The organism is Sorangium sp. So ce1153, from assembly GCF_051521595.1.
Taxonomy (GTDB): Bacteria; Myxococcota_A; Polyangia; order Polyangiales; family Polyangiaceae; genus Sorangium.
The window spans coordinates 6,767,094-6,785,652 of sequence record NZ_CP150361.1 but is presented as its reverse complement, the minus strand read 5'-3'; the positions used below and the strand labels follow the sequence as shown (position 1 = coordinate 6,785,652).

16 protein-coding genes are annotated in these 18,559 nt (G+C 71.8%); 9 read left to right on the top strand and 7 right to left on the bottom strand.

Annotation, left to right across the window (positions count from 1 at the left end; translation table 11 throughout):
* Positions 1-118: 118 nt before the first annotated feature.
* A complete protein-coding gene (locus WME85_RS24385; protein ID WP_437841426.1) occupies positions 119-1,606 on the bottom strand; it encodes a UxaA family hydrolase in 1,488 nt (495 codons plus the stop codon).
* 262 nt (positions 1,607-1,868) lie between these two features.
* Between WME85_RS24385 and WME85_RS24380 the strand changes: the two genes are divergently transcribed.
* Both WME85_RS24380 and sigJ read left to right on the top strand, forming a co-directional pair.
* Positions 1,869-2,300 (top strand): carboxymuconolactone decarboxylase family protein, encoded by a 432-nt coding sequence (locus WME85_RS24380; protein WP_437841425.1) that lies wholly within the window; start codon positions 1,869-1,871, stop codon positions 2,298-2,300.
* 1 nt (position 2,301) lies between these two features.
* Positions 2,302-3,192 carry an RNA polymerase sigma factor SigJ gene (gene sigJ, locus WME85_RS24375; RefSeq protein WP_437841422.1) on the top strand — a complete coding sequence of 297 codons (891 nt, stop codon included), beginning with the start codon at positions 2,302-2,304 and terminating at the stop codon, positions 3,190-3,192.
* Between the two features lie 33 nt (positions 3,193-3,225).
* Here sigJ and WME85_RS24370 read toward each other — a convergent pair whose 3' ends face one another.
* Positions 3,226-4,053: a helix-turn-helix domain-containing protein gene (locus WME85_RS24370; protein WP_437841419.1), complete on the bottom strand. Its 828-nt coding sequence runs from the start codon at positions 4,051-4,053 to the stop codon at positions 3,226-3,228.
* 246 nt (positions 4,054-4,299) lie between these two features.
* Between WME85_RS24370 and WME85_RS24365 the strand changes: the two genes are divergently transcribed.
* From WME85_RS24365 to WME85_RS24355, 3 genes are all read left to right on the top strand, one after another.
* Entirely contained in the window at positions 4,300-5,172 is an 873-nt protein-coding gene (locus tag WME85_RS24365; RefSeq protein ID WP_437841417.1) for an NAD(P)-dependent oxidoreductase, read from the top strand.
* 19 nt (positions 5,173-5,191) lie between these two features.
* Positions 5,192-5,956 (top strand): SDR family oxidoreductase, encoded by a 765-nt coding sequence (locus WME85_RS24360; protein WP_437841415.1) that lies wholly within the window; start codon positions 5,192-5,194, stop codon positions 5,954-5,956.
* A 150-nt stretch (positions 5,957-6,106) separates the two neighbouring features.
* Positions 6,107-6,382, top strand: a complete 276-nt coding sequence (locus WME85_RS24355; protein ID WP_437841412.1) for a hypothetical protein — start codon at positions 6,107-6,109, stop codon at positions 6,380-6,382.
* A gap of 8 nt (positions 6,383-6,390) precedes the next feature.
* Here WME85_RS24355 and WME85_RS24350 read toward each other — a convergent pair whose 3' ends face one another.
* Positions 6,391-6,795: a PEGA domain-containing protein gene (locus WME85_RS24350; RefSeq protein WP_437841410.1), complete on the bottom strand. Its 405-nt coding sequence runs from the start codon at positions 6,793-6,795 to the stop codon at positions 6,391-6,393.
* 87 nt (positions 6,796-6,882) lie between these two features.
* Positions 6,883-8,841: a patatin-like phospholipase family protein gene (locus WME85_RS24345; RefSeq protein ID WP_437841407.1), complete on the bottom strand. Its 1,959-nt coding sequence runs from the start codon at positions 8,839-8,841 to the stop codon at positions 6,883-6,885.
* A gap of 193 nt (positions 8,842-9,034) precedes the next feature.
* On the opposite strand from WME85_RS24345, the gene WME85_RS24340 reads away from it, so the two are divergent.
* Together WME85_RS24340 and WME85_RS24335 are read left to right on the top strand one after the other, a co-directional pair.
* Complete coding sequence (locus WME85_RS24340; RefSeq protein WP_437841405.1) at positions 9,035-9,646, top strand: hypothetical protein; 612 nt, start codon at positions 9,035-9,037, stop codon at positions 9,644-9,646.
* 365 nt (positions 9,647-10,011) lie between these two features.
* A complete protein-coding gene (locus WME85_RS24335; protein ID WP_437841402.1) occupies positions 10,012-15,132 on the top strand; it encodes a protein kinase domain-containing protein in 5,121 nt (1,706 codons plus the stop codon).
* A gap of 69 nt (positions 15,133-15,201) precedes the next feature.
* Here the strand turns inward: WME85_RS24335 and WME85_RS24330 are convergent, their stop codons facing one another.
* Positions 15,202-15,585 (bottom strand): VOC family protein, encoded by a 384-nt coding sequence (locus WME85_RS24330; protein ID WP_437841399.1) that lies wholly within the window; start codon positions 15,583-15,585, stop codon positions 15,202-15,204.
* A gap of 325 nt (positions 15,586-15,910) precedes the next feature.
* On the opposite strand from WME85_RS24330, the gene WME85_RS24325 reads away from it, so the two are divergent.
* A complete protein-coding gene (locus WME85_RS24325; protein ID WP_437841397.1) occupies positions 15,911-16,435 on the top strand; it encodes a hypothetical protein in 525 nt (174 codons plus the stop codon).
* A 52-nt stretch (positions 16,436-16,487) separates the two neighbouring features.
* On the opposite strand, the gene WME85_RS24320 is transcribed toward WME85_RS24325, so the two are convergent.
* Together WME85_RS24320 and WME85_RS24315 are read right to left on the bottom strand one after the other, a co-directional pair.
* Entirely contained in the window at positions 16,488-17,084 is a 597-nt protein-coding gene (locus WME85_RS24320; protein WP_437841395.1) for a hypothetical protein, read from the bottom strand.
* Between the two features lie 4 nt (positions 17,085-17,088).
* Positions 17,089-17,736 carry a hypothetical protein gene (locus WME85_RS24315; protein ID WP_437841393.1) on the bottom strand — a complete coding sequence of 216 codons (648 nt, stop codon included), beginning with the start codon at positions 17,734-17,736 and terminating at the stop codon, positions 17,089-17,091.
* A 279-nt stretch (positions 17,737-18,015) separates the two neighbouring features.
* On the opposite strand from WME85_RS24315, the gene WME85_RS24310 reads away from it, so the two are divergent.
* Entirely contained in the window at positions 18,016-18,552 is a 537-nt protein-coding gene (locus WME85_RS24310; protein WP_437841390.1) for a hypothetical protein, read from the top strand.
* Positions 18,553-18,559: the final 7 nt, after the last annotated feature.

The following is an 18,559-nucleotide window of genomic DNA, read 5'->3' as shown; positions in this document are numbered from 1 at the left end:
CCTCTGTGGTTCATTTTCTCGAGGTTTTAACCTGTTTGATTGCCCAAGCGGTTCCGGGTGGGCCGCTCGACGTGCGGCGGAGCGAGGCCGAGCGCGGGCTCCGAGCGGCGCTCCAGGCTCAGAGGGTGACGCCCCGCTTCCAGAGCGCGATCTCGCGCTCGTCGTTCTCCTCGGCGCGGGTCGGGCGGCCCGAGGCGGTGGCCAGCACCAGGTCCATCAGGGCGTCGGCGGCCGCGTCCATCGATTCGCCCGAGGCGACGCGGCCGGCGTCGAAGTCGATCCAGCGCTGCTTGCGCTGGGCGAGGCTGGAGTTGGTGGCGAGCTTGAGGGTCGGCACGGGGAAGCCAAGCGGCGTGCCCCGGCCGGTGGTGAAGAGGATCACCGTCGCGCCGGAGGCGGCGAGCGCCGTGGACGAGACAGCGTCGTTGCCGGGGGCCTCCAGCAGAGCCACGCCCGGCTTGCCGCGGATCTGCCTGCCGTAGCGGACCACCTCGGTCACCGGGGCGCGGCCGGCCTTCTGCACCGCGCCAAGGGACTTCTCCTCCAGCGTGGTGATGCCGCCAGCGATGTTGCCGGGCGAGGGGTTCTCCGACACCGGCTCGCCGTGGGCGATGAAGTAGCTCTTGAAGTCGTTCACCACGCCGACGACGTCCGCATAAACCGCCTCGCTCTCGGCGCGGGCCATGAGCAGGCGCTCGGCGCCGAAGATCTCCGGGATCTCGGTCAGGATGGCCGAGCCGCCGGCGGCGCATACCTTGTCAGCGATGCGGCCGACAAGGGGGTTGGCGGTCAGCCCCGAGAAGCCGTCCGAGCCGCCGCATTTGAGGCCGATCACCAGGTCGGAGGCGGGGCAGGGCTCGCGGCGGTCCTGCTCGGCGATCCTGACCAGCTCTTCGACGGCCTCGAGGCCCGCCTCGATCTCATCTTCGGCCGTCTGGGCGGCGAAGGACCGCAGGCGCTCGCGATCGAGGTGCGAGGCGCTCTCGAGGAGCAGGCCGAGCTGGTTGTTCTCGCAGCCCAGGCCGATGATCAGCACGCCGCCCGCGTTCGGATGGCCGGCCAGGGCCGCGGTCATCCGGCGGGTGGCCTCGAGGTCGCCCCCCAGCTGGGAGCAGCCGAAGGGGTGGGTGAGAGCGTAGACCCCGTCCACCCGGCCCTTGAAGCGTCTGTCCGCCTCGGCGGCCACCTTCTGGGCGGTGCGCGAGACGCAGCCCACCGTCGACAGGATCCAGATCTCGTTGCGGGTGCCCACCCGCCCGTCCTTCCGCCGGTAACCCATGAAGGTGCGGTCCTCGGTGGCGGAGAGGGGCTCCGGCGTCGTGGGCTCGTAGGCATAGGTGTCGAGGCCGGAGAGCGCGGTGGCCAGGTTGTGCGTGTGCACGTGGTCGCCCGGCTGGATGTCCGCCGTCGCCCGCCCGATCGGCCATCCGTACTTCCGCACCGGCTCGCCGGCGGCCACCGCGCGCAGCGCCACCTTGTGTCCGGCCGGGATCTCGACACGGGCGGTGATCGCCTCGGCCACCGGATCGCCGGCAGCCAGGCCCCGCACGGCGACGGCCACATCGTCTCGAGGATCGATCCGCAACAGGGAAGCTGCCAGGCTCATCTCACCAGGGTAATCGGTGTGTCATTGGCGCGGCAAGCCTGCGCGGCGCCTCAAGTACCAGAGTCCAGCGCGCGGCCAAACTCACGGAGGTCGCTCTGGCCGGTGCTCTTCGCAGCGATCTCTCCGTGGATTGGTGTAAAATTCATATGAGAGCGAAATTTTATGCCCGGTGAGCGCGCGCGCCGGTCCCACGTCACAGGCGCGAAGGCTGGATCGTCGTCAGGTGGAGGGGCCCGCGGGGCCCATGACAAGGAGAACGACGATGAGCGAGCGATCCTCGGTGAAGTACGAGCAGGTGATCCCGGACGTGGTGCAGGCGCTGACCGGCGTGCACCGGGTGATAGCGGGGCACGCCTTCGACCGGAAGATCATCCACCTCGTGCACCTGCGCGCGTCGCAGATCAACCAGTGCGCCTTCTGCGTGAAGATGCACACCAGGGAGGCGCGGGAGGACGGCGAGACGAACGACCGCCTCGACCGCGTGGTCGTCTGGGAGCACGTCAGCGATTTCAACGAGCGCGAGCGGGCCGCCCTCGCGTGGACCGAGGCGCTGACCGTCCTCGACCGGAAGACCGACTACGCACCGCTCCGCGCGCGGCTGCGGGAGCACTTCTCCGAGGAGGAGATCGGCGTCCTGACCGCCGCTGTCGCCATGATCAACCTCTGGAACCGCCTCCAGGTGTCGAAGCACTGACATGGCGCAGCGCGACGACGCATCGGCCTTCGAGGCGGCCAGGCCCATGCTGCTCGGCCTGGCCTACCGCATCCTCGGCTCGCGCGCCGAGGCCGAGGACGCGGTGCAGGACACGTACCTGAAGTGGCAGGGCGCCGACAGGAGCGCCATCGAGAACCCGGCCTCGTGGCTCACGACCCTCTGCACGCGCCGGTGCATCGATCTCCTGCGCTCCGCGCGGAGCGCCCGCGTGGACTACGTGGGCGCGTGGCTGCCGGAGCCGATCCACGCGCCGGCCGAGGTCGATCCCGGCGAGCGGCTGTCGCTCTCGTCGTCGCTCCAGACAGCGTTCCTGCTGGTGCTCGAGCGGCTCGCCCCGAAGGAGCGGGCGGCGTACCTGCTCCACGAGGTCTTCGACGTCTCCTACCCGGAGGTCGCCGCGGCGCTCGGCATCCAGGAGAGCGCGTGCCGCAAGCTCGTCTCGCGCGCGCGCGCCAACATCGCGCAATCGAAGGCGCGGCACGCGACCCCCCTGGACCGGCAGGAGCGGCTGCTCGCCGCCTTCCAGAGCGCCATCGCGAGCGGCGGCACGGACCACCTGGCGGCGCTGCTCTCGGACGACGTGGAGCTCTGCGCCGACGGGGGCGGCAAGGTCCCCACCCTCCTCCATGTCCTGCGGGGCAAGGCCGAGGTCCTCGGCTTCATCCGCCGCGCGCTCCACGAGTACTGGAGCGGCTACGAATGGGACGAGGAGGACATCAACGGAGGCCGGGGCGTCGTGCTGCGGAAGCACGGCTCGGCCACGGCCTGCGTCTCCTTCGCCTATGACGAGCACGGCGCGGCGACGAACATCTACATCGTGCGCAACCCCGACAAGCTCTCTCGCCTGGCCAGGGACGGCGCGGGCGCGTGAGGGGCGCGCTCTCCGCCCGGTTGCTTGCGCAGATCAGCGCGCGGCCGGGCGGCGGGCCAGCGCCGTCGGCGTCACGCCGAGGACGCGGCGCATGCACCTGGCCATGTGGCTCTGGTGCGCGAACCCCGCCTCGATCGCCACCTGGCTGGCAGGCAGATCGCCGCGCAGGAGCAGCGCCTTCGCGCGCTCCACCCGGCGCTGGACGACGTACTCGTGCACAGGGACACCGGTCGACCGCTTGAACAGCGTCTTCAGGTGGGACGCGCTGACCTCGGCGACACCGGCGAGCCGCTCGAGGGAGAGGTTCTGATCGAGGTGCTCCTCGATGTACGACGTCAGGCGCCGCAGCTGCAGCTTCGACAGCCCGCGCGGCGGCTTGCTCGGCGCCGGGGAGCGGCCGAGCAGGTGCACCGCGAGGGCGAGGCCCAGGCTCTCGGTGTAGAGCAGCCCGCTCGGGTATCCGGCCATGCGCTCGGCGTCGAGGGCCCAGGCGATGTGCTGGATCTGAGGATCCCTGAGCTGGTGGCGCAGATCGAGGCCCGCCTTGTCGGGGTCGCGCCCCATGTCGATGGCCGCGCGGCGCAGGAGGGAAGGGGAGAGCCGCAGGATGAGCGACGTGTTCGCGTCCTCCTCCTCCCAGACGTCCGCGAACCCGGCAGGGAGGATGTCGATGTCGCCGCGCGTGTAGAGGAGCCGCTGGACACCGCAGATCCCGCGTACCGGCGACCCCGCGAGGACCCGCAGCCGGTGGTCGTCCGATGCCTCGAGCGCGATGACGCCGGCCTGGGTCGTGAGGACGTCCACGCGCATCCCGAGGCGCGGGCGGGGCGCGGCCTGCTCCTGTGTGCCGATGGCTTGCATCCCGCCCGAGTATCCACCGGCGGCGCGCCGTGCGCCATGCGCTGCTGCTCCGGCGTTCGGGGGGCGCCCGGATGCGCTCGATGGCGCTCGATGGCGCTCGATGGCGCTCGATGGCGCTCAATGTCTGATTGCGTCCGAACGTGCTCTCCGCGCGTCCGAACGTGCGCGACGGCGCCCCGCGCGGGCCCAACCATGGCGAGCAAACGCGCCCGCCATCGACGCGGGTGAGCCAACGGAGGACATCGTATGAGTGAAGTCTCTGTCATCGGCCTGGGTCCCATGGGCCTCGCGCTCGCGCGGGCGCTGCTCGAGCGCGGCGACCGCGTCACCGTCTGGAACCGGACGGCCGCGAAGGCCGAGCCGCTCGTCGCGCAGGGCGCGGCGCCGGCGGCGAGCGTCGCGGAGGCGGTGCAGGCGAGCGCCGTCGTCGTCGTCTGCGTCGCCGACTACCAGGCGACGCACCGCCTGCTGGAGGCGCGCGACGCCGCCGCGGCCCTCGCCGGCAAGGTGCTCGTCCAGCTGAGCACGGGGACCCCCGAGGACGCGCGCCGCGGCGAGGCGTGGGCGAAGGAGCGGGGCGTCGATTACCTCGACGGCGCCATCCTGGCCATCCCGAGCCAGATCGGAAAGCCCGAGAGCACCATCCTCGTCTCGGGCTCGGACTCGGCCTACCGCAAGAGCAAGCCGCTCCTCGAGCGCATGGCCGGCGCCGTGCCTTACCTCGGCAAGAAGGTGGGCACGGCGTCGGCCCTGGACCTCGCGTTTCTCTCGTACGTGTTCGTGGGGCTCCTCGGCTTCTACCACGGCGCGCGCATCTGCGAGGCCGAGGGGCTGAGCGTGGCCGACCTGGGCTCGATGCTGGCCGACGTCGCGCCGGCCGTCGGCGCGATGATCAAGCACGACGCTCACGTCATCCAGTCCGGAGCGTTCGGTGACCCGGAGAGCTCGCTGGACGCCTGCTGGCGGGGCGCCGAGATCCTCGTGCGGCAGGCGAAGGAGGCGGGGCTCAACACGGAGCTCCCGCTGTTCGCCTCGGGGCTCTTCAGGAAGGGAGTGACCGCGGGCCACGGCGCCGAGTCTCCGAGCGCGCTGATCAAGGTGCTGCGCGAGGGCGCCTGACGCCATGGAGGGACATGCGATGAAGCGCTATGCAGGGAAGAAGGCTGTCGTCACCGGCGGGACCCATGGCATGGGGCTCGCCACCGTCAAGGCGCTCCTCGACGGAGGGGCCGAGGTGCTGCTCACCGGCCGGAACGAGCGGAACGTCGAGGCAGCGCGGCGCGAGCTCGGGCCCGGGGCGCACGCCGTGCGCTCCGACACGGGGAGCATGGCGGACATCGACGCGCTCCGGGCGATCGTGGCGGAGCGGCTCGGCCAGATCGACCTCCTGTTCGTCAACGCCGGCGTCGCGAGCCTGGAGCGGCTCGATCAGGTGACCGAGGCCTCGTACGACTGGGCCTTCGGCGTCAACGCGAAGGGCGCTTTCTTCACGGTGCAGCGCCTGGCCCCGCTCATCCGGGACGGCGGATCCATCGTCTTCACGACCTCGATCGCCAACGAGGGCGGCAATCCCGGCATGAGCGTCTACTCCGGGTCGAAGGCGGCGCTCCGCTCGTTCGCGCAGGTCTTCGCCGCGGAGCTCCTGCCCAGGCAGATCCGCGTGAACGCGGTGAGCCCGGGGTTCATCAAGACGCCGACCATGGGCGTCACGGGCGCCCCCGCGGAGGTCCTCGCGGCCTTCGAGAAGGAGGGCCACGAGGTCACCCCCATGAAGCGCATCGGCACGCCCGACGAGGTGGCCCGCGCGGTGCTGTTCCTCGCCTTCGACGCGACGTTCACCACCGGCGTCGAGCTGCCCGTCGACGGCGGCCTGGGCCAGGGCATCGTCGCGCCCCACGCGTAGCGGAGGGCGCGCCGGCGCGCGCGGGCCCTGCTCCGGCCGATGCGCTCGCGCGCTGACCGCGCCTCCTCGGGCATCGCGTCTATCCGCGCGCGGCGCGGGCTCGATCGACGCACGAATCGACGCACGAGGAGACGTGCAGAGAGCCCGTCTTTGCTGCCGCCGTGGGCCGCCGCTCTGGCGCTGCTGTCGCCCGTCCTGGGCTCGCGCGCCATGCCGCGCCTGCCCCTGTCGCCCGCGGAGGCGACCATCCCGCGCGTCGAGCTCGCCTGCCGCGTGATCGCCGCGATGGTCATGGCCTGGCTCATCATGCGCAGCGCCGGCGTCGCGCCGGCGGGCGTCAGCGGCCTGGCAGCTGAGCGAGACATCGAATCGGGCGGGACGAGTCCGCGGAAGCGTGACCCACTGCCTCGTGTTCAGCGCTGGTAACTTGCGCGCTACTTCTTCTTCTCGTCTTTCTTTTCGCCCTTGGCGTCCCCGCCGCCGCTCTCCTGGATCGACGGCGGCGGGTCCGACTGGACCGTCTTCGCGTCGCCCGGCTCGAGCGTCACCATCATGGTCCGGTTGCCGCGCTCCGGGTCCACGAAGGTCACCTCGTGCGTCCCGGGCGGGACCTTGCGGCCCGTGATCGGCGTCGTCCCGATGGGCTTGCCGTCCAGCAGGATCTCGGTCGCCTGCGCCGAGGTGACGTCGAGCATCGGCGCGTCGTCCAGAGGCGGCTCGGGCTCCGGCTCGGGCTGGGACGCGATCGGGGCGGGCGGCGGAGGCTCCGGCGGGGGCTTCGGGGCCCCGCCGCAGCCGGCGAGAGCGAGGGTGGCGAGGAGGGCGGCGATGCGAAGCATGGGCGGAGGCTAGACAGGAAACGCGCGCGAGGGAATGCCCAGGCGACGGATCCGCGGGCGCCGGGGCCGGACGACCGGCGCTGCTGGCTACACCTCCGGGGTGATCCTCAGCGCCGAGTCGGGTGACGGCGTGTTCCGGCCGAAGAAGGGCAGCTTGAGCGGGACCTCGGTGGCCTGTTGCCAGGCGTCCACGACCGTCATGAGCGCGCTCATGCGCCGGGTCGCCTCGGCGCACCAGGGGCCATCCTTCGGACGATACCACCTCAAGGAAGCGTCGTTCTCCTGCGCGGCGCGCCGGTACGCTTCCTCCTGCGCCGTGAAGACGCCCGCGTAGCTCGCGTGGCTCTCGGTCCCCAGGAACACCCGCTTGAGCGGGACGAGCTCGCGCTCGAGGTGCTCGGTGAGCACGCAGAAGCGCACCCACCGGTGCTGGTCGAACTTGAACTCGGTGGCCAGGCGCTCGCCCGCGTCTCTCCCCTTCTCTTGCATGTCCCTGATGACCTCGGGCGCCATCGCGAGGTTCAAGCCGCCCTGCCCGGCCGAGAGCGGGATACGCACGATGCGCTCCCGGTAGCTCGGCAGCTCGGACTGCATGCCGTCCCGGAACCCCATCGACGTATCGATGATCGACCACAGGAAGCCGCGCAGGCTCTCGATGGGCTCCCACATGGGCCTTGTCGCGCAGGTGCCCCGCGCCTCCGGGAGGCTCGGCCTCTCGCTCTCGTCATCGCTCGAGGCGAGCGAGATGCCGAACGTAGGGCGGTCGGGCAGCCATCGATCGAAGAAGTGGATGGGGAAATTGCTCGCGATGCCCCCGTCGCTGAACCAGTGCTTCTCGAGGTCGGCGTCGGGGTCGCACCTGCGGCGCCGCTCCTTCTTCAGCCTCTTCATCGCAGCAGCGTTGAGGCGGTAGAGCGGCACCGCGCTGAGCAGCACCGGGAAGCTGAGGCTCATCCGGGTGGCGACGATCACCGGAAGCCGTTTGCCCGTGGGCAACCAGTGATGATCCTCGGGCAGCCACTCTGGTCTACGCCCCCGCTTGCCCTCGGCGATCATGTAATCGACCACCGGCGCGGGGAAGAGCTTCCGCATCTCGCTGCCCTTGAACAGGAACGACCTGTCGGTGAAGGGCAGCACATAAGGTCTGGCGGAGCTGAGGTCGGTCGTCACCATCTTCAGCTCGACGCCGTTCTCCTCGTCGGTGGCCCGGGCGAGGTCCTCGAACGTGAGCGGCTGGCTCGGTTCCTTGCCGGCCATGTCGTTGATGTTCTCGTGAAGCCAGTCCGTCAGCGCCGTGCTGCGCGCGTCGCCGCTGTGGCCGGTGCAGATCCCGAAGAGGCCTCCCTGTGGCAGCTTCCCTGCGAAGAGATCCCAGGCGACGGCGAGCCATCCGCCGAGCAGCCGGCCGAGCGCGATGCAGCCGACGCCGGCGGCGACGGCGCACGAGACCGCGGTGGCGCCCGCGAGCTCGGTGCCGGCCCGGGACGCGAGCAGGGTCCAGGGCAGCGAGACCACCAGCAGCACCGCGCCCACGACCGCCCCGACCAGGGCGCCCCAGCGCCCGCCCGCGGCGTGGCCGACGGCATAGGAGCGTACACCCCGCTTGCGCAGGATGGCGTCCATCCGCACGAGGCGTCGGGCGATGAACCAGAAGAGGCTCTGCTCCGTGGCGCCCGCCGCCGGCCCGGCGGGGGCGCCGGCGCGGCCGCCTCCGGGCTTCGCCGCCCTCGCGGCGGCGCGCCGCTGGATCTCCACCGCGATCTCGAAGAGCGGGCGCATCTCGTCGATCGGCTGGAAGAGCTTCAAGAGGAGCCCTTTCTTGCCGAGGCTGTCGCTCAGCGCGCTGAGCTTCTCGAATCCGCGCGTGCCCGCGCCGTGCTGCGCCGCGGCCGTGGCCGCGGCGGCGATCGCCCCCGCGGACGCGCCGCCGATGCCGCGGAATCGATAGCCATTCTTGTGGAGCTGCAGGACCGCGGGCGGGTACACGATGCCGCTCGTGATCCCGCCTCTCATCACCAGATCGCACTCATGTGATCCGTCGCTCATCGTGCTTTCGCCTCCCGGCGCCTCGAGGACACTCTATCCCGAGCCGCGCGCCGCCGCCTGCCGGCTACCGCCGGTGAGACGTTGCGCCTGCCGGAGAGCGCGGGTACTTCTGATCGCCATGTCGACCGTGGCGATCGGCGCAACGGGGAACCAGCGTCGGCCGACGGTGCCATCCTCGTCGCGGCTTCGGGTGATGGGCGGCCTCGCGGCCATGGCGTTCGTCGTCCACGGCGGCAACCATGTGCGGCGGGGCTCTCCGCACGACCTGCTGTGGATGTGCAACGTCGCGCCGCTGCTCCTCGCGGCCGGCTGCTTCTTCGCGAAGCCGGACCTCGCCGCGATCGCCGCGCTGTGGCTCGCGTTCGGGACGCCCATCTGGTTGCTCGACATCGCGACGGGGAGCGGGCTCATCCTGACCACGTTCCTGCCGCACGTGCTCTGCCCGATCGTCGCCGTGCTCGCGGTGCGGGAGATGGGGCTCCCGCACCGCGCCTGGCTCAAGGCGACCGGGGCGCTGCTCGCCCTCGTGGGGCTGACGCGCGCGCTCACGTCCCCGGCGGCGAACGTCAACCTGTCTCAGCGCGTCTGGGCGGGCTGGGAGGGGATGTTCCCGCAGTATTACCCGTTCTTCGCCCTCGTCGCGGCCGCGGCGGCGCTCACGTTCTTCGTCATCGATCGCGCGCTGTCGGCGTGGCTGGGGTCATCGCGCCGGGGCGCCGCGGAAGGCATCGCGAGCTCCACGCCCGCGCGCGAGAGTGCGAGTCCACCTTCATCACCCGGATCCATCTCTCGTCGCCTGAGGTGATGAAGGAAGGGGGCTCACGGGTGGCTGGTGACCCGGCTCGAGACGTGGCTCCCGGCGATAGCCGCGCTGAAGAACAAGGCGCCGGTCGCGCGTCGACAACGCGGCTGTCGCCGCTCTGGCAACAGAGCAGCCAAGCGATCTCTGCCGGAGAGCGTCGACGGACGGGCTGACGAGCGTGCCCGGTAGCCATCTTTGCCGTCCCAACGCGGGGTAGTTCTCGGTCCTACAGAGGGACACGCCTCTCCTCTTGTTGTATGGAGGTTGCTCGGCTTGATCCCGTGGCGCGCGCGTGACTATCATCGCCGCGCGACAAGCGCCCAGACACGCCTGTCGCGACTCGGGGGAGCGCGATGTCACGAGCGGAGATGTTTCGTATCGACCGTTATGTCGTCACGGAGCAGATATACGCGGGCACGGGCGCGGTGCTCTACCGCGGTTACCGGGATGACGACGGAGCGCTCGTCACGGTCAAGCTGCCGCCGGGCGAGTACCCGGATCCGAGCGACGTCGCCAGGATCCGGCACGAATATGCCATCCTGAAGGACATCGACGTCCCCGGGGTCGCGAGGGCGCTCGACCTGATGAAGCACAGGAACGCGCTCGCGCTCGTGCTGGCCGACGACGGCGGTCGCCCGCTCGTCGACGTCATGAAGGAAGGGCGCCTCGACGTCGGCACGGCGCTGCGGCTCGCCATCTCCCTCGCCGGCACGGTCGACGCGCTGCACCGCCAGCGCATCGTCCACAAGGACATCAAGCCGCACAACCTGCTCGTGGACGGCGCGCGCTCTCGCATCACGCTGTTCGACTTCGGGATCGCGACGCGCCTGTCGCAGGAGGTCCAGCGGGCCCCCGTGCCGCAAGCGCTCGAGGGCACCCTCGCGTACATCTCCCCGGAGCAGACCGGGCGGGTGAACCGCGTCATCGATAGCCGGACGGACCTCTACTCGATCGGCGTCACCCTCTACGAGATGCTCTCCGGCGCGCTCCCTTTCTCGTCGAGCGACGCCCTGGAGCTCGTGCACTGCCACATCGCCCGGACGCCCTCGCCGCTCAACGCGCGCGCTCCGGAGGTGCCGGAGGCGGTCTCGAACATCGTGATGAAGCTCCTGTCGAAGGCGGCCGAGGACCGGTATCAGGGCGCCGGGGCGCTCCGGCGAGATCTCGAGAGGTGCCTCCGCGGCTGGGACGAGGCCGGGGCGGTCACGCCGTTTCCCCTCGGCGAGGCGGATCTCCGCGACAGGGTCCGGCTCCCCCAGCGGCTCCACGAGCGCGAGGCGGAGCTCGCGTCGCTCGCCGCCGCCTTCGAACGCTCGAGCGACGGCGCGGCCGAGCTCGTCCTCATCCGGGGCGGCGCGGGCGTGGGCAAGTCGGCCCTGGCGAACGAGATCCGCCGGCTGAGCGCCTCGCGACGAGGCTACTTCATCGCCGGGAAGTTCGACCCTCCGCAGGGCCGCAGCGCCCCTTACGCGGCCGTCGCGCGCGCCTTCGGCGATCTCGCCCGGCAGATCCTCGCGCAGCGCGGCGAGGTGTCGGCGCGGATCGCGAGGGATCTCGGCGCCGCGGTCAGCCCGAACGGGCGGGCGCTCACCGAGATCATCCCCGAGCTCGGGCCGCTCCTCGGCGCGCAGCCGGCCATCCCGCCGCTCGGCCCCGCGGAGTCGCAGAACCGCCTGATGCTCGCCCTCCAGCGCGCGCTCCGGGTCGTCGCCACCGCCGATCACCCGCTGGCGCTCTGCCTCGACGACCTCCAGTGGGCCGACGCGGCGTCGCTCAGGCTGCTGGAAGCCCAGCTCACCGACCCGGAGAGCGGCCACCTGCTCGTCATCGGCGCTTACCGCGACGCCGAGGTGGATGACGCCCACCCGCTCGCGCTCGCGCGGCGCGAGGTGGAGCGCCGCGGCGGCGCGGTCGTGGAGCTCGCGCTCGCCCCGCTGTCGCGGGCCGGCGCCGGCCGGTTCGTCGCCGACGCCCTCGGCTGCCCCGCGGCGGAGGCGGCGCCGCTCGCGGACCTCCTCGACGGCCAGGCGCGGGGCAATCCCTTCTTCCTGGGCCAGCTCCTCGTGGCGCTCGAGGCCGAGGGGCTCATCGCCTTCGATCCGCGCGCCGGCCGGCTCGCGTGGGACCTCGATCAGGTGCGCGAGCGGCTGGACACGGGCGACGTGCTCGTCGTCCTGACCCGCAGGATCAAGCGGCTCGCGCCGGAGACGCAGCGCCTCCTCGCGCTCGCCGCGTGCATCGGCGTCGAGTTCTCGCTCGATCTGCTCGTCGCGATCGGCGACCGCGACCCCCGCGCGCTCGCCGCCGGCGTGTGGGAGGCGCTCTCGGAGGGCCTGCTCGTCGCCCTCGACGGGGGCTACAGCGCCCTGGATTCCCTGACCGGACCGGCCGGAGGCACGGCGCTCCCCGCGGCGCCGGGCGGCTCGTTCGGCTTCGCGCACGAGCGGGGGCAACAGGCCGCGTACGAGCTCCTCGGCGCGGAGGAGCGGCGCGCGGTCCACCTCCGCATCGGCAGGCACCTCCGCGACAAGGCGCCGCCGGACGGCGGCCTCGGCGACGGCGAGCTGTTCGAGCTCGTGCGCCACCTGAACCAGGGCGCGGCGCTCCTCGAGGACCCGGCCGAGCGGCTCGAGCTCGCGCGCCTCGACCTCGCCGCCGGCAAGCGGGCCCGCGGCCGGATGGCGAGCGCCGCCGCCGAGGAGATCCTCGCGGCCGGCGCCGCGCTCCTCCCGCCCGGCGGCGCCGCGGGCGATGAGGAGCTCGCCTTCGCCCTGCGCCTCCTGTGGGCCGAGTGCGCCTTGCTGAGCGGCAAGGAGGAGCGGGCGGAGCGCCTGTTCGACGACCTCCTCGCGCGCGCGCGGTCGCTGGCGGAGCGCGCGGACATCCACTCGCTGCGCGCCACGCTCTACGTCGGGGCGGGCAAGCCCGCGGAGGCGCTGCGCGCCGGGCTCGCCGGGCTCGCGCACTTCGGCGTCGCCGCGCCCGAGGACGACGCCGGGTGGCAAGCGGCGCTCGCCGAGCAGATGGCGCTCGTGGAGAAGAACCTCGCCGGCCGCTCGATCGCGAGCGTCGTCGACGCGCCGGAGCTCGCGGCGCCGGAGGACAAGGCGCTCCTCCGCCTCCTCATGAACGTCTATGTGCCCGGCTGGGTGGTGAGCACGACCGTCGGCTTCTTCTTCCTGACGAAGCTCGTGAACACCTGTCTCGAGCGAGGCCACTCCGAGGTCGCCCCCTTCGCCTATGGCACCTACTCGTTCCTCCTCGCCGGGGCCTACGGCCGGTACCGGCAGAGCTACGAGTTCGGCGAGCTCGCGCTCGCGCTCGCCGAGCGGTTCCCGAGCCCCGAGCTCCTCTGCAAGCTCTACCTGAACACGGGCATCCCGCTCATCTTCTCGCGCCCCCTCCGTGCCGCGCTCGCGCGGCTCGGGCGCGCCGTCGAGGCGGGCTTCACGACGGGCGACCTGACGTACCTCTCTTACGCCGTCAACAACGCCCTCTCCATCCGTCTCGGCATGGGCGACGATCTCGGGGCGGTCCTCAAGCAGGCCGGCGAGGACATCACGCTCACCCAGCGCACGAGGGACGTCATGTCCGAGCGCATGCTCCGGCTCACCCGCCAGATGGCGGCGTGCCTGCTCGGCCTGACGAGGGACGAGGGATCGCTGAGCGACGGCGCGTTCGATGAAGCGCAGTTCCTGGCCGAGGCGGAGTCGAGCGGCGTCAAGGTGCACGTCTACTATCAGCACGTCCTCTGCGGACAGGCGCTGTTCCTGCGCGGGGATCCTCGCGCGGCGCTCGATCACGTGCTCGCGGCCGAGGAGGTCGCCGCTTACGCGTCGGGCCTCTACATCATGACGGAGCTCCCGCTGCTCGCCTGCTTGACGCTGGCGGCGCTCTGCGACGACGCGACCTCCGCCGACAGGGCGCGCCACGAGGCGATGATCGCGGCCCAGCGCGACAAGCTCGCGCGCTGGGCGGAGGGCTGCCCGGAGAACTTCCGGCACAAGCTCCTCCTCGTGGACGCGGAGCTCGCCCGCGTCCGGGGCGACGACACGGCGGCGACGGACGGGTACGAGGCGGCGATCACGGCGGCCCGCGAGAGCGGGATCGGCCGCGACGAGGCGCTCGCGAACGAGCTCGCCGCGAAGTACCACCTCGCGCGGGGGAGGCCGAAGATCGCGCGCGGCTACATGACGGACGCCTATTACGGCTACTTTCAGTGGGGCGCGACGACCAAGGTGCGGTCGATCGCCGCGGACCACCCCGGGCTGCTCGTCCGCCCGGCAGCGCCGGCCAGGGCCGACGCCGACCAGAAGATGACGAGCAGCACCGTCACCATCGCGCTCCGCACCTCGAGCTACAGGTCGACGACCGGCCACCCGGACGTGCTCGACCTGGAGATGGTGATGAACGCCGCGCACGCGATCGCCGGCGAGCTCGTGCTCGACCGGGTGCTCGACCGGATGATGCGGATCATCGCCGAGAGCGCAGGGGCGCAGCGCGGCGTGCTGCTCCTCGACCGCGAGGGGGAGCTCGCCCCGGAGGCGGAGATCTCGTTCGGTCCGGCGGGCGTCACCGTCGACCGCGCGGCGAACGCCGCCGCCGCGGTCGCCTATAGCCGGGCCATCGTGGGTCGCGTCGCGCACGCCGGCCGCACCCTCGTCCTCGACGACGCGTCGGCGAGCGCGGCGTTCTCGGACGATCCCCACGTCGCGCGCCAGCGCGTCCGCTCGGTCCTCTGCCTCGCGCTGAAGCACCAGGGCAGGCGCATCGGGGTGCTCTATCTGGAGAACAACGCGGCGTCGTCGGTGTTCACGCCGGCGCGCGTGGAGCTCTCCTCGCTGCTCGCGTGCCAGGCGGCCATCGCCGTCGAGAACGCGCGGCTCTACGCGCACGTGCAGAGCGTGACGGACGAGCTGCGGCGCTCGAACGAGATCCTGGAGACCAGCGTGCAGCGCCGGACGGAGGAGCTCCGGCAGGCGAACGAGCAGCTGACGATCGAGCTCGCGGAGCGGGGGCGGGCCGAGCAGGCGCGCGTGATCTTGCAGGAAGAGGTCATCCGCGCGCAGCGGGAGCGGCTCGCGGAGCTGTCCACGCCGCTGCTCCCCATCGCCGAGGGCGTCGTGGTGATGCCGCTCATCGGCACGCTGGACGCAGACCGCGCCGCGCAGATGCAGGAGGCGGCGCTCCGCGGCGCGGAGGACGTGAGCGCGAGGATGGTCATCCTGGACATCACCGGCATCCGGACGATCGACACAGCGGTGGCGGGCACGCTGCTCAGGACCACGGCCGCGCTGCGCCTGCTCGGCGCGCAGGCGGTGATCACGGGGGTCCGCGCCGATGTGGCGCAGACGCTGGTGGCGCTCGGCATCGACCTCAGGACGGTGCTCACCTTCGGGACGCTCCGGAGCGGCATCGCGTATGCGCTCACGCGCGCGGGCGGCGGGGGCAAGGCCGCCGTGCTGCCAGCGAGACAGGCCGGGGGCTGAGGAAAAGGAGCCACGGAATCGATTTCACGTGCGGCATGCCGGACTGAGGGCTGGACGAGACAACGGCGCTCAGCCGCCGCTGCCGTAAGGACGGGTGATGATCTCGAGGTAGTGCCCGTCAGGGTCGGGGAAATACACGCCGCGCCCGCCGTCGTGGTGGTTGATCTCGCCGGGGTGCTGCGCCTGTGGATCCGCCCAGTACGGCAGCTGGCGCTCGCGGATCCGGCCGAAGATCTCGTCGAACTCTGCCTCGCTGACCAGGAAGGCGAAGTGCTGAGGGCGGAAGTCCTCGGCGCTCTCCATGAAGTCGAGCGTGACGTCGTTGTCGAGCCGCACCGCCAGGAAATGTCCGAACGGCTGCGGGGCGGGGAGGCCCAGGATCTCGGTCATGAAGGTGGCGGACACCTTCTTGTTCTTCGCCGGAACGATGGTGTGGTTGAGCTGGACGGTCATGGGCGCGCCCCCCTTCCACGGAGCCTGCGCAGCCCCTCTGGCCGCTGCGGCGAGGCCACGATCTCGATCTTCGGCCTGGTGTCGTTCATCTCTGGTTCCTCCGTCCGAGCCGGGACCCGCCGAGCGATCCGCTTCATGAGGTCCGCCGCGCGCGCCCGCCCGGGATCAGGGCGAGGGTGCCACGGTGGGATCACGCCAGCAACCGCGCGCGCGGGTGCGATCTCCGCGATGGAGCGGGACGCGGGCCTGGTCGGCGCGTCGCTCGAGCTGACGCGTGTGCTGCTCGCGGCGCCCGCGCCTCCCGCGGGGGTATGATGGGCGCCCGATGCCCGAAAGCCGACCCCCCCTCCCGCAGCTCCCCGGCGGCCCCGACCCGACGCAGCCGGTGCCGCGCTCCCCTGTGGAAGGCGTCGATCTCGACACCTACGCCCGCATCTCCGCCGAGCTCGCCGAGACGCCGGCCGATCGAGCCACCATCCTGGCCTCGCACGGGCTCGACGAGATGCGCTGGATGGACGTCGAGATGACGTGGCTCCTCCGCGTCGCGACCGCCGCGCTCCAGTCGGACCTCTCGCTCGGCCAGGACCTCGATCGCGCCTACACCGCCGCGCAGGCGGAGCTTGGCTCGCCCGGGCCCACGTTGCCGCTCGAGGAATACGCCCGCCTCGCCGCGCACATCGAGGCGGGCGAGCCCCCGAGCGCCGTGCTCGCGCGCGCCAGGCTGTCGCTCGCCTCCTATGCCCGCCTGCAGCGCGCCTGGACGCTGCGCCTCGCCGCCGACCCGGCGCTCGCCCGGACCTACCGCGAGCTGGTGGCCGCGGCGCGACCCGCGCCCGATTCGCCGGGGTGAGCCGCCGCTGCGGCCAGGGGGTCGCAGGCGCAGCGCCCTCCTGCCGCGTCGGTCAGACCTCGACCTCGTCCGCCGGCGGCGCGAGCGCTTGCAGCACCTCGAAGAATCGCCTGGCCAGCTCTGTGTCCGCCGCCATGGCGCGCGCGAAATGGCGCGACAGCCGCAGGTAGTCGGCGGTCGACAGCCCGCGCGCCGCGAGCGGCTGCGCCGGCGAGCCGGCCGCCTGGATGGCGGCGACCAGCGTCGCGTATCCCTCGACGTCCATCGCCGGCAGCGGCTTGAGCGCGTCCTGCGCCTTCGCGAAGAAGTCCGAGTAGACGATGGGAATGCGCGCGCGCTCGGCGTGGTCCATCACGTCGTCGCCCATTCGCTGCATCCAGTAAAGCGTGGACTCGTTCCACTGCGCTTCCGTGAGCCCACGCGTCTCCAGCACACGCGCGAGCGCGCGATCGCCCTCGGCGAGCTCGGCGGACATCTGCGCATGATCGATCAGCGTCACGCCGTGCGGCGCGCCGCGCTCCGCCGCGGCCTCGTCGTCCTCGTCCCTGCCAGATGCCGGCACCAGGGCATCGTCGCCGCCCTCATCGCGCATGTCCAGCTCGCCCAGCTCGCCGGCGCCAGCGCCGCTGTCCGCGCCAGCGCCGCCCACGCCGTCAGGGCGCCGTCGAGAACTGCAGGTCGGGCAGCATGGCGTTGAGCTCGTCCACGACGGCCTGGACATGGCGGCTGCGGACCTGACGGCCGATGTTCATCAGGCTGTCGGTGTCGGCGAGGTGCGCGTGACCCGTGTTGTACTCATCGCCGACCGGCAGCGCGCTGCCGGCCGCCGTCGGCAGCGTGTGACCGAACTCGTGCGGTATCGTGTAGAAATTGCTCCTCGATTGATGCGCCGCGTTTCCGGCGGTGTAGGGGATGCCGTCGAGGTGATCGAGCTGGATCAGGCGCGCGCCGAAGTTGACCCAGCTCCGGGGCGAGGGGGTCCCGGGCGTGAGCTTTCTCACGTTGACTGTCCAGTGGCCTCCGGCGAGCACCCACCGGATGTCGAACTCGATGGGCAGATCGCGCGCTGGATTGGCCAGCCGGTGCGTGCCCGTCGGCCGGACCCGGAGCTGACGGCTCCACGTGCCCCAGATGTGCCTGTCGGCGATGTCATGGAACCGCCGCCGTTCTCTCAATGTCCACGGCCGGGCCCCTGGATCGAGCTGCCACACATAACGCCACTCCTCTTGCACGAAGATGTGCCCGGTTCGGGTATCCAGATCGATGACTCCCCACGACGCGCGGCGGACGATGTGGCCCATGGCAGGCGTCGATGGTAGCGCCTGCTCTGGTTGCAGGTCGATCGCCTCGCGACGAGGCGCGCCAGCGTTCATGGGGCGCTGGCCGGATTCGAACAGGGATACCGGAACAGGGGGCGAGAAGCTCAAGCATTCTCCCTACCGCTTCCCTGGAAATGTTTCTGGACGGAGTCTGGAGCTGCCGGCGCCGTGCGCGCCATTCTGGAGATGCGTGGAGGCGCACCTCGTGTATCGTGGCCGGATAGAGCCTCGCACGAGGCTTCACGCATACAGGAGGACCGCATGGCGGGGCGAGGGAAGCGGACGGCGGCGGTGCGGGCGATCGACGTTCCTTCACGCCCGTCGCTCGCGGCGGCGGACGCTCCGGTCGCGGAGCCGCCGCCCGCGTCGCAGGCGCAGCCGGCGGCCGGCGGGCTGATGGCCGCGCGGCTCGTCGCGTTCGACGCGCAGGGCCGCGCGGCCCGGCTCTCCCTCGGCGGCGCCGAGATCGAGGCGGCGCTCGACGAGGCGCTCTCGCCGAGCGTGCTCGCCACCGCCCTCGCCCGCGGCGAGCGGCTCGTCGTCCAGCGCGAGGGAGAAGGCTGGGTCGTGCTCGGCGCCCTGCGCACCGCGCCCACGCCAGGCGTCGACGAGGGCGACGAGTTTCTCATCAAGGCGCGCCGCGTGCTCGTCGCGGCGGAGCACGAGTTCGCCATCGCGAGCGGCGCGGCGAGCCTCGTCGTCCGCGCCCAGGGGTTCGTCGAGACCGTCGCGCACGACATCACCGCGCGGGCCTCCGGCATCCACAAGATCGTCGGCCGCATCATCCGGCTCAACTGAGGTCGAC

What these genes read in the sequence shown, in the direction of transcription:
- WME85_RS24385 (WP_437841426.1), bottom strand. Translation starts at nt 1,606, where the DNA reads ATGAGCCTGGCAGCTTCCCTGTTGCGGATCGATCCTCGAGACGATGTG.
- WME85_RS24380 (WP_437841425.1), top strand. Translation starts at nt 1,869, where the DNA reads ATGAGCGAGCGATCCTCGGTGAAGTACGAGCAGGTGATCCCGGACGTG.
- sigJ (WP_437841422.1), top strand. Translation starts at nt 2,302, where the DNA reads ATGGCGCAGCGCGACGACGCATCGGCCTTCGAGGCGGCCAGGCCCATG.
- WME85_RS24370 (WP_437841419.1), bottom strand. Translation starts at nt 4,053, where the DNA reads ATGCAAGCCATCGGCACACAGGAGCAGGCCGCGCCCCGCCCGCGCCTC.
- WME85_RS24365 (WP_437841417.1), top strand. Translation starts at nt 4,300, where the DNA reads ATGAGTGAAGTCTCTGTCATCGGCCTGGGTCCCATGGGCCTCGCGCTC.
- WME85_RS24360 (WP_437841415.1), top strand. Translation starts at nt 5,192, where the DNA reads ATGAAGCGCTATGCAGGGAAGAAGGCTGTCGTCACCGGCGGGACCCAT.
- WME85_RS24350 (WP_437841410.1), bottom strand. Translation starts at nt 6,795, where the DNA reads ATGCTTCGCATCGCCGCCCTCCTCGCCACCCTCGCTCTCGCCGGCTGC.
- WME85_RS24345 (WP_437841407.1), bottom strand. Translation starts at nt 8,841, where the DNA reads ATGAGCGACGGATCACATGAGTGCGATCTGGTGATGAGAGGCGGGATC.
- WME85_RS24340 (WP_437841405.1), top strand. Translation starts at nt 9,035, where the DNA reads ATGGGCGGCCTCGCGGCCATGGCGTTCGTCGTCCACGGCGGCAACCAT.
- WME85_RS24335 (WP_437841402.1), top strand. Translation starts at nt 10,012, where the DNA reads ATGTTTCGTATCGACCGTTATGTCGTCACGGAGCAGATATACGCGGGC.
- WME85_RS24330 (WP_437841399.1), bottom strand. Translation starts at nt 15,585, where the DNA reads ATGACCGTCCAGCTCAACCACACCATCGTTCCGGCGAAGAACAAGAAG.
- WME85_RS24325 (WP_437841397.1), top strand. Translation starts at nt 15,911, where the DNA reads ATGCCCGAAAGCCGACCCCCCCTCCCGCAGCTCCCCGGCGGCCCCGAC.
- WME85_RS24315 (WP_437841393.1), bottom strand. Translation starts at nt 17,736, where the DNA reads ATGGGCCACATCGTCCGCCGCGCGTCGTGGGGAGTCATCGATCTGGAT.
- WME85_RS24310 (WP_437841390.1), top strand. Translation starts at nt 18,016, where the DNA reads ATGGCGGGGCGAGGGAAGCGGACGGCGGCGGTGCGGGCGATCGACGTT.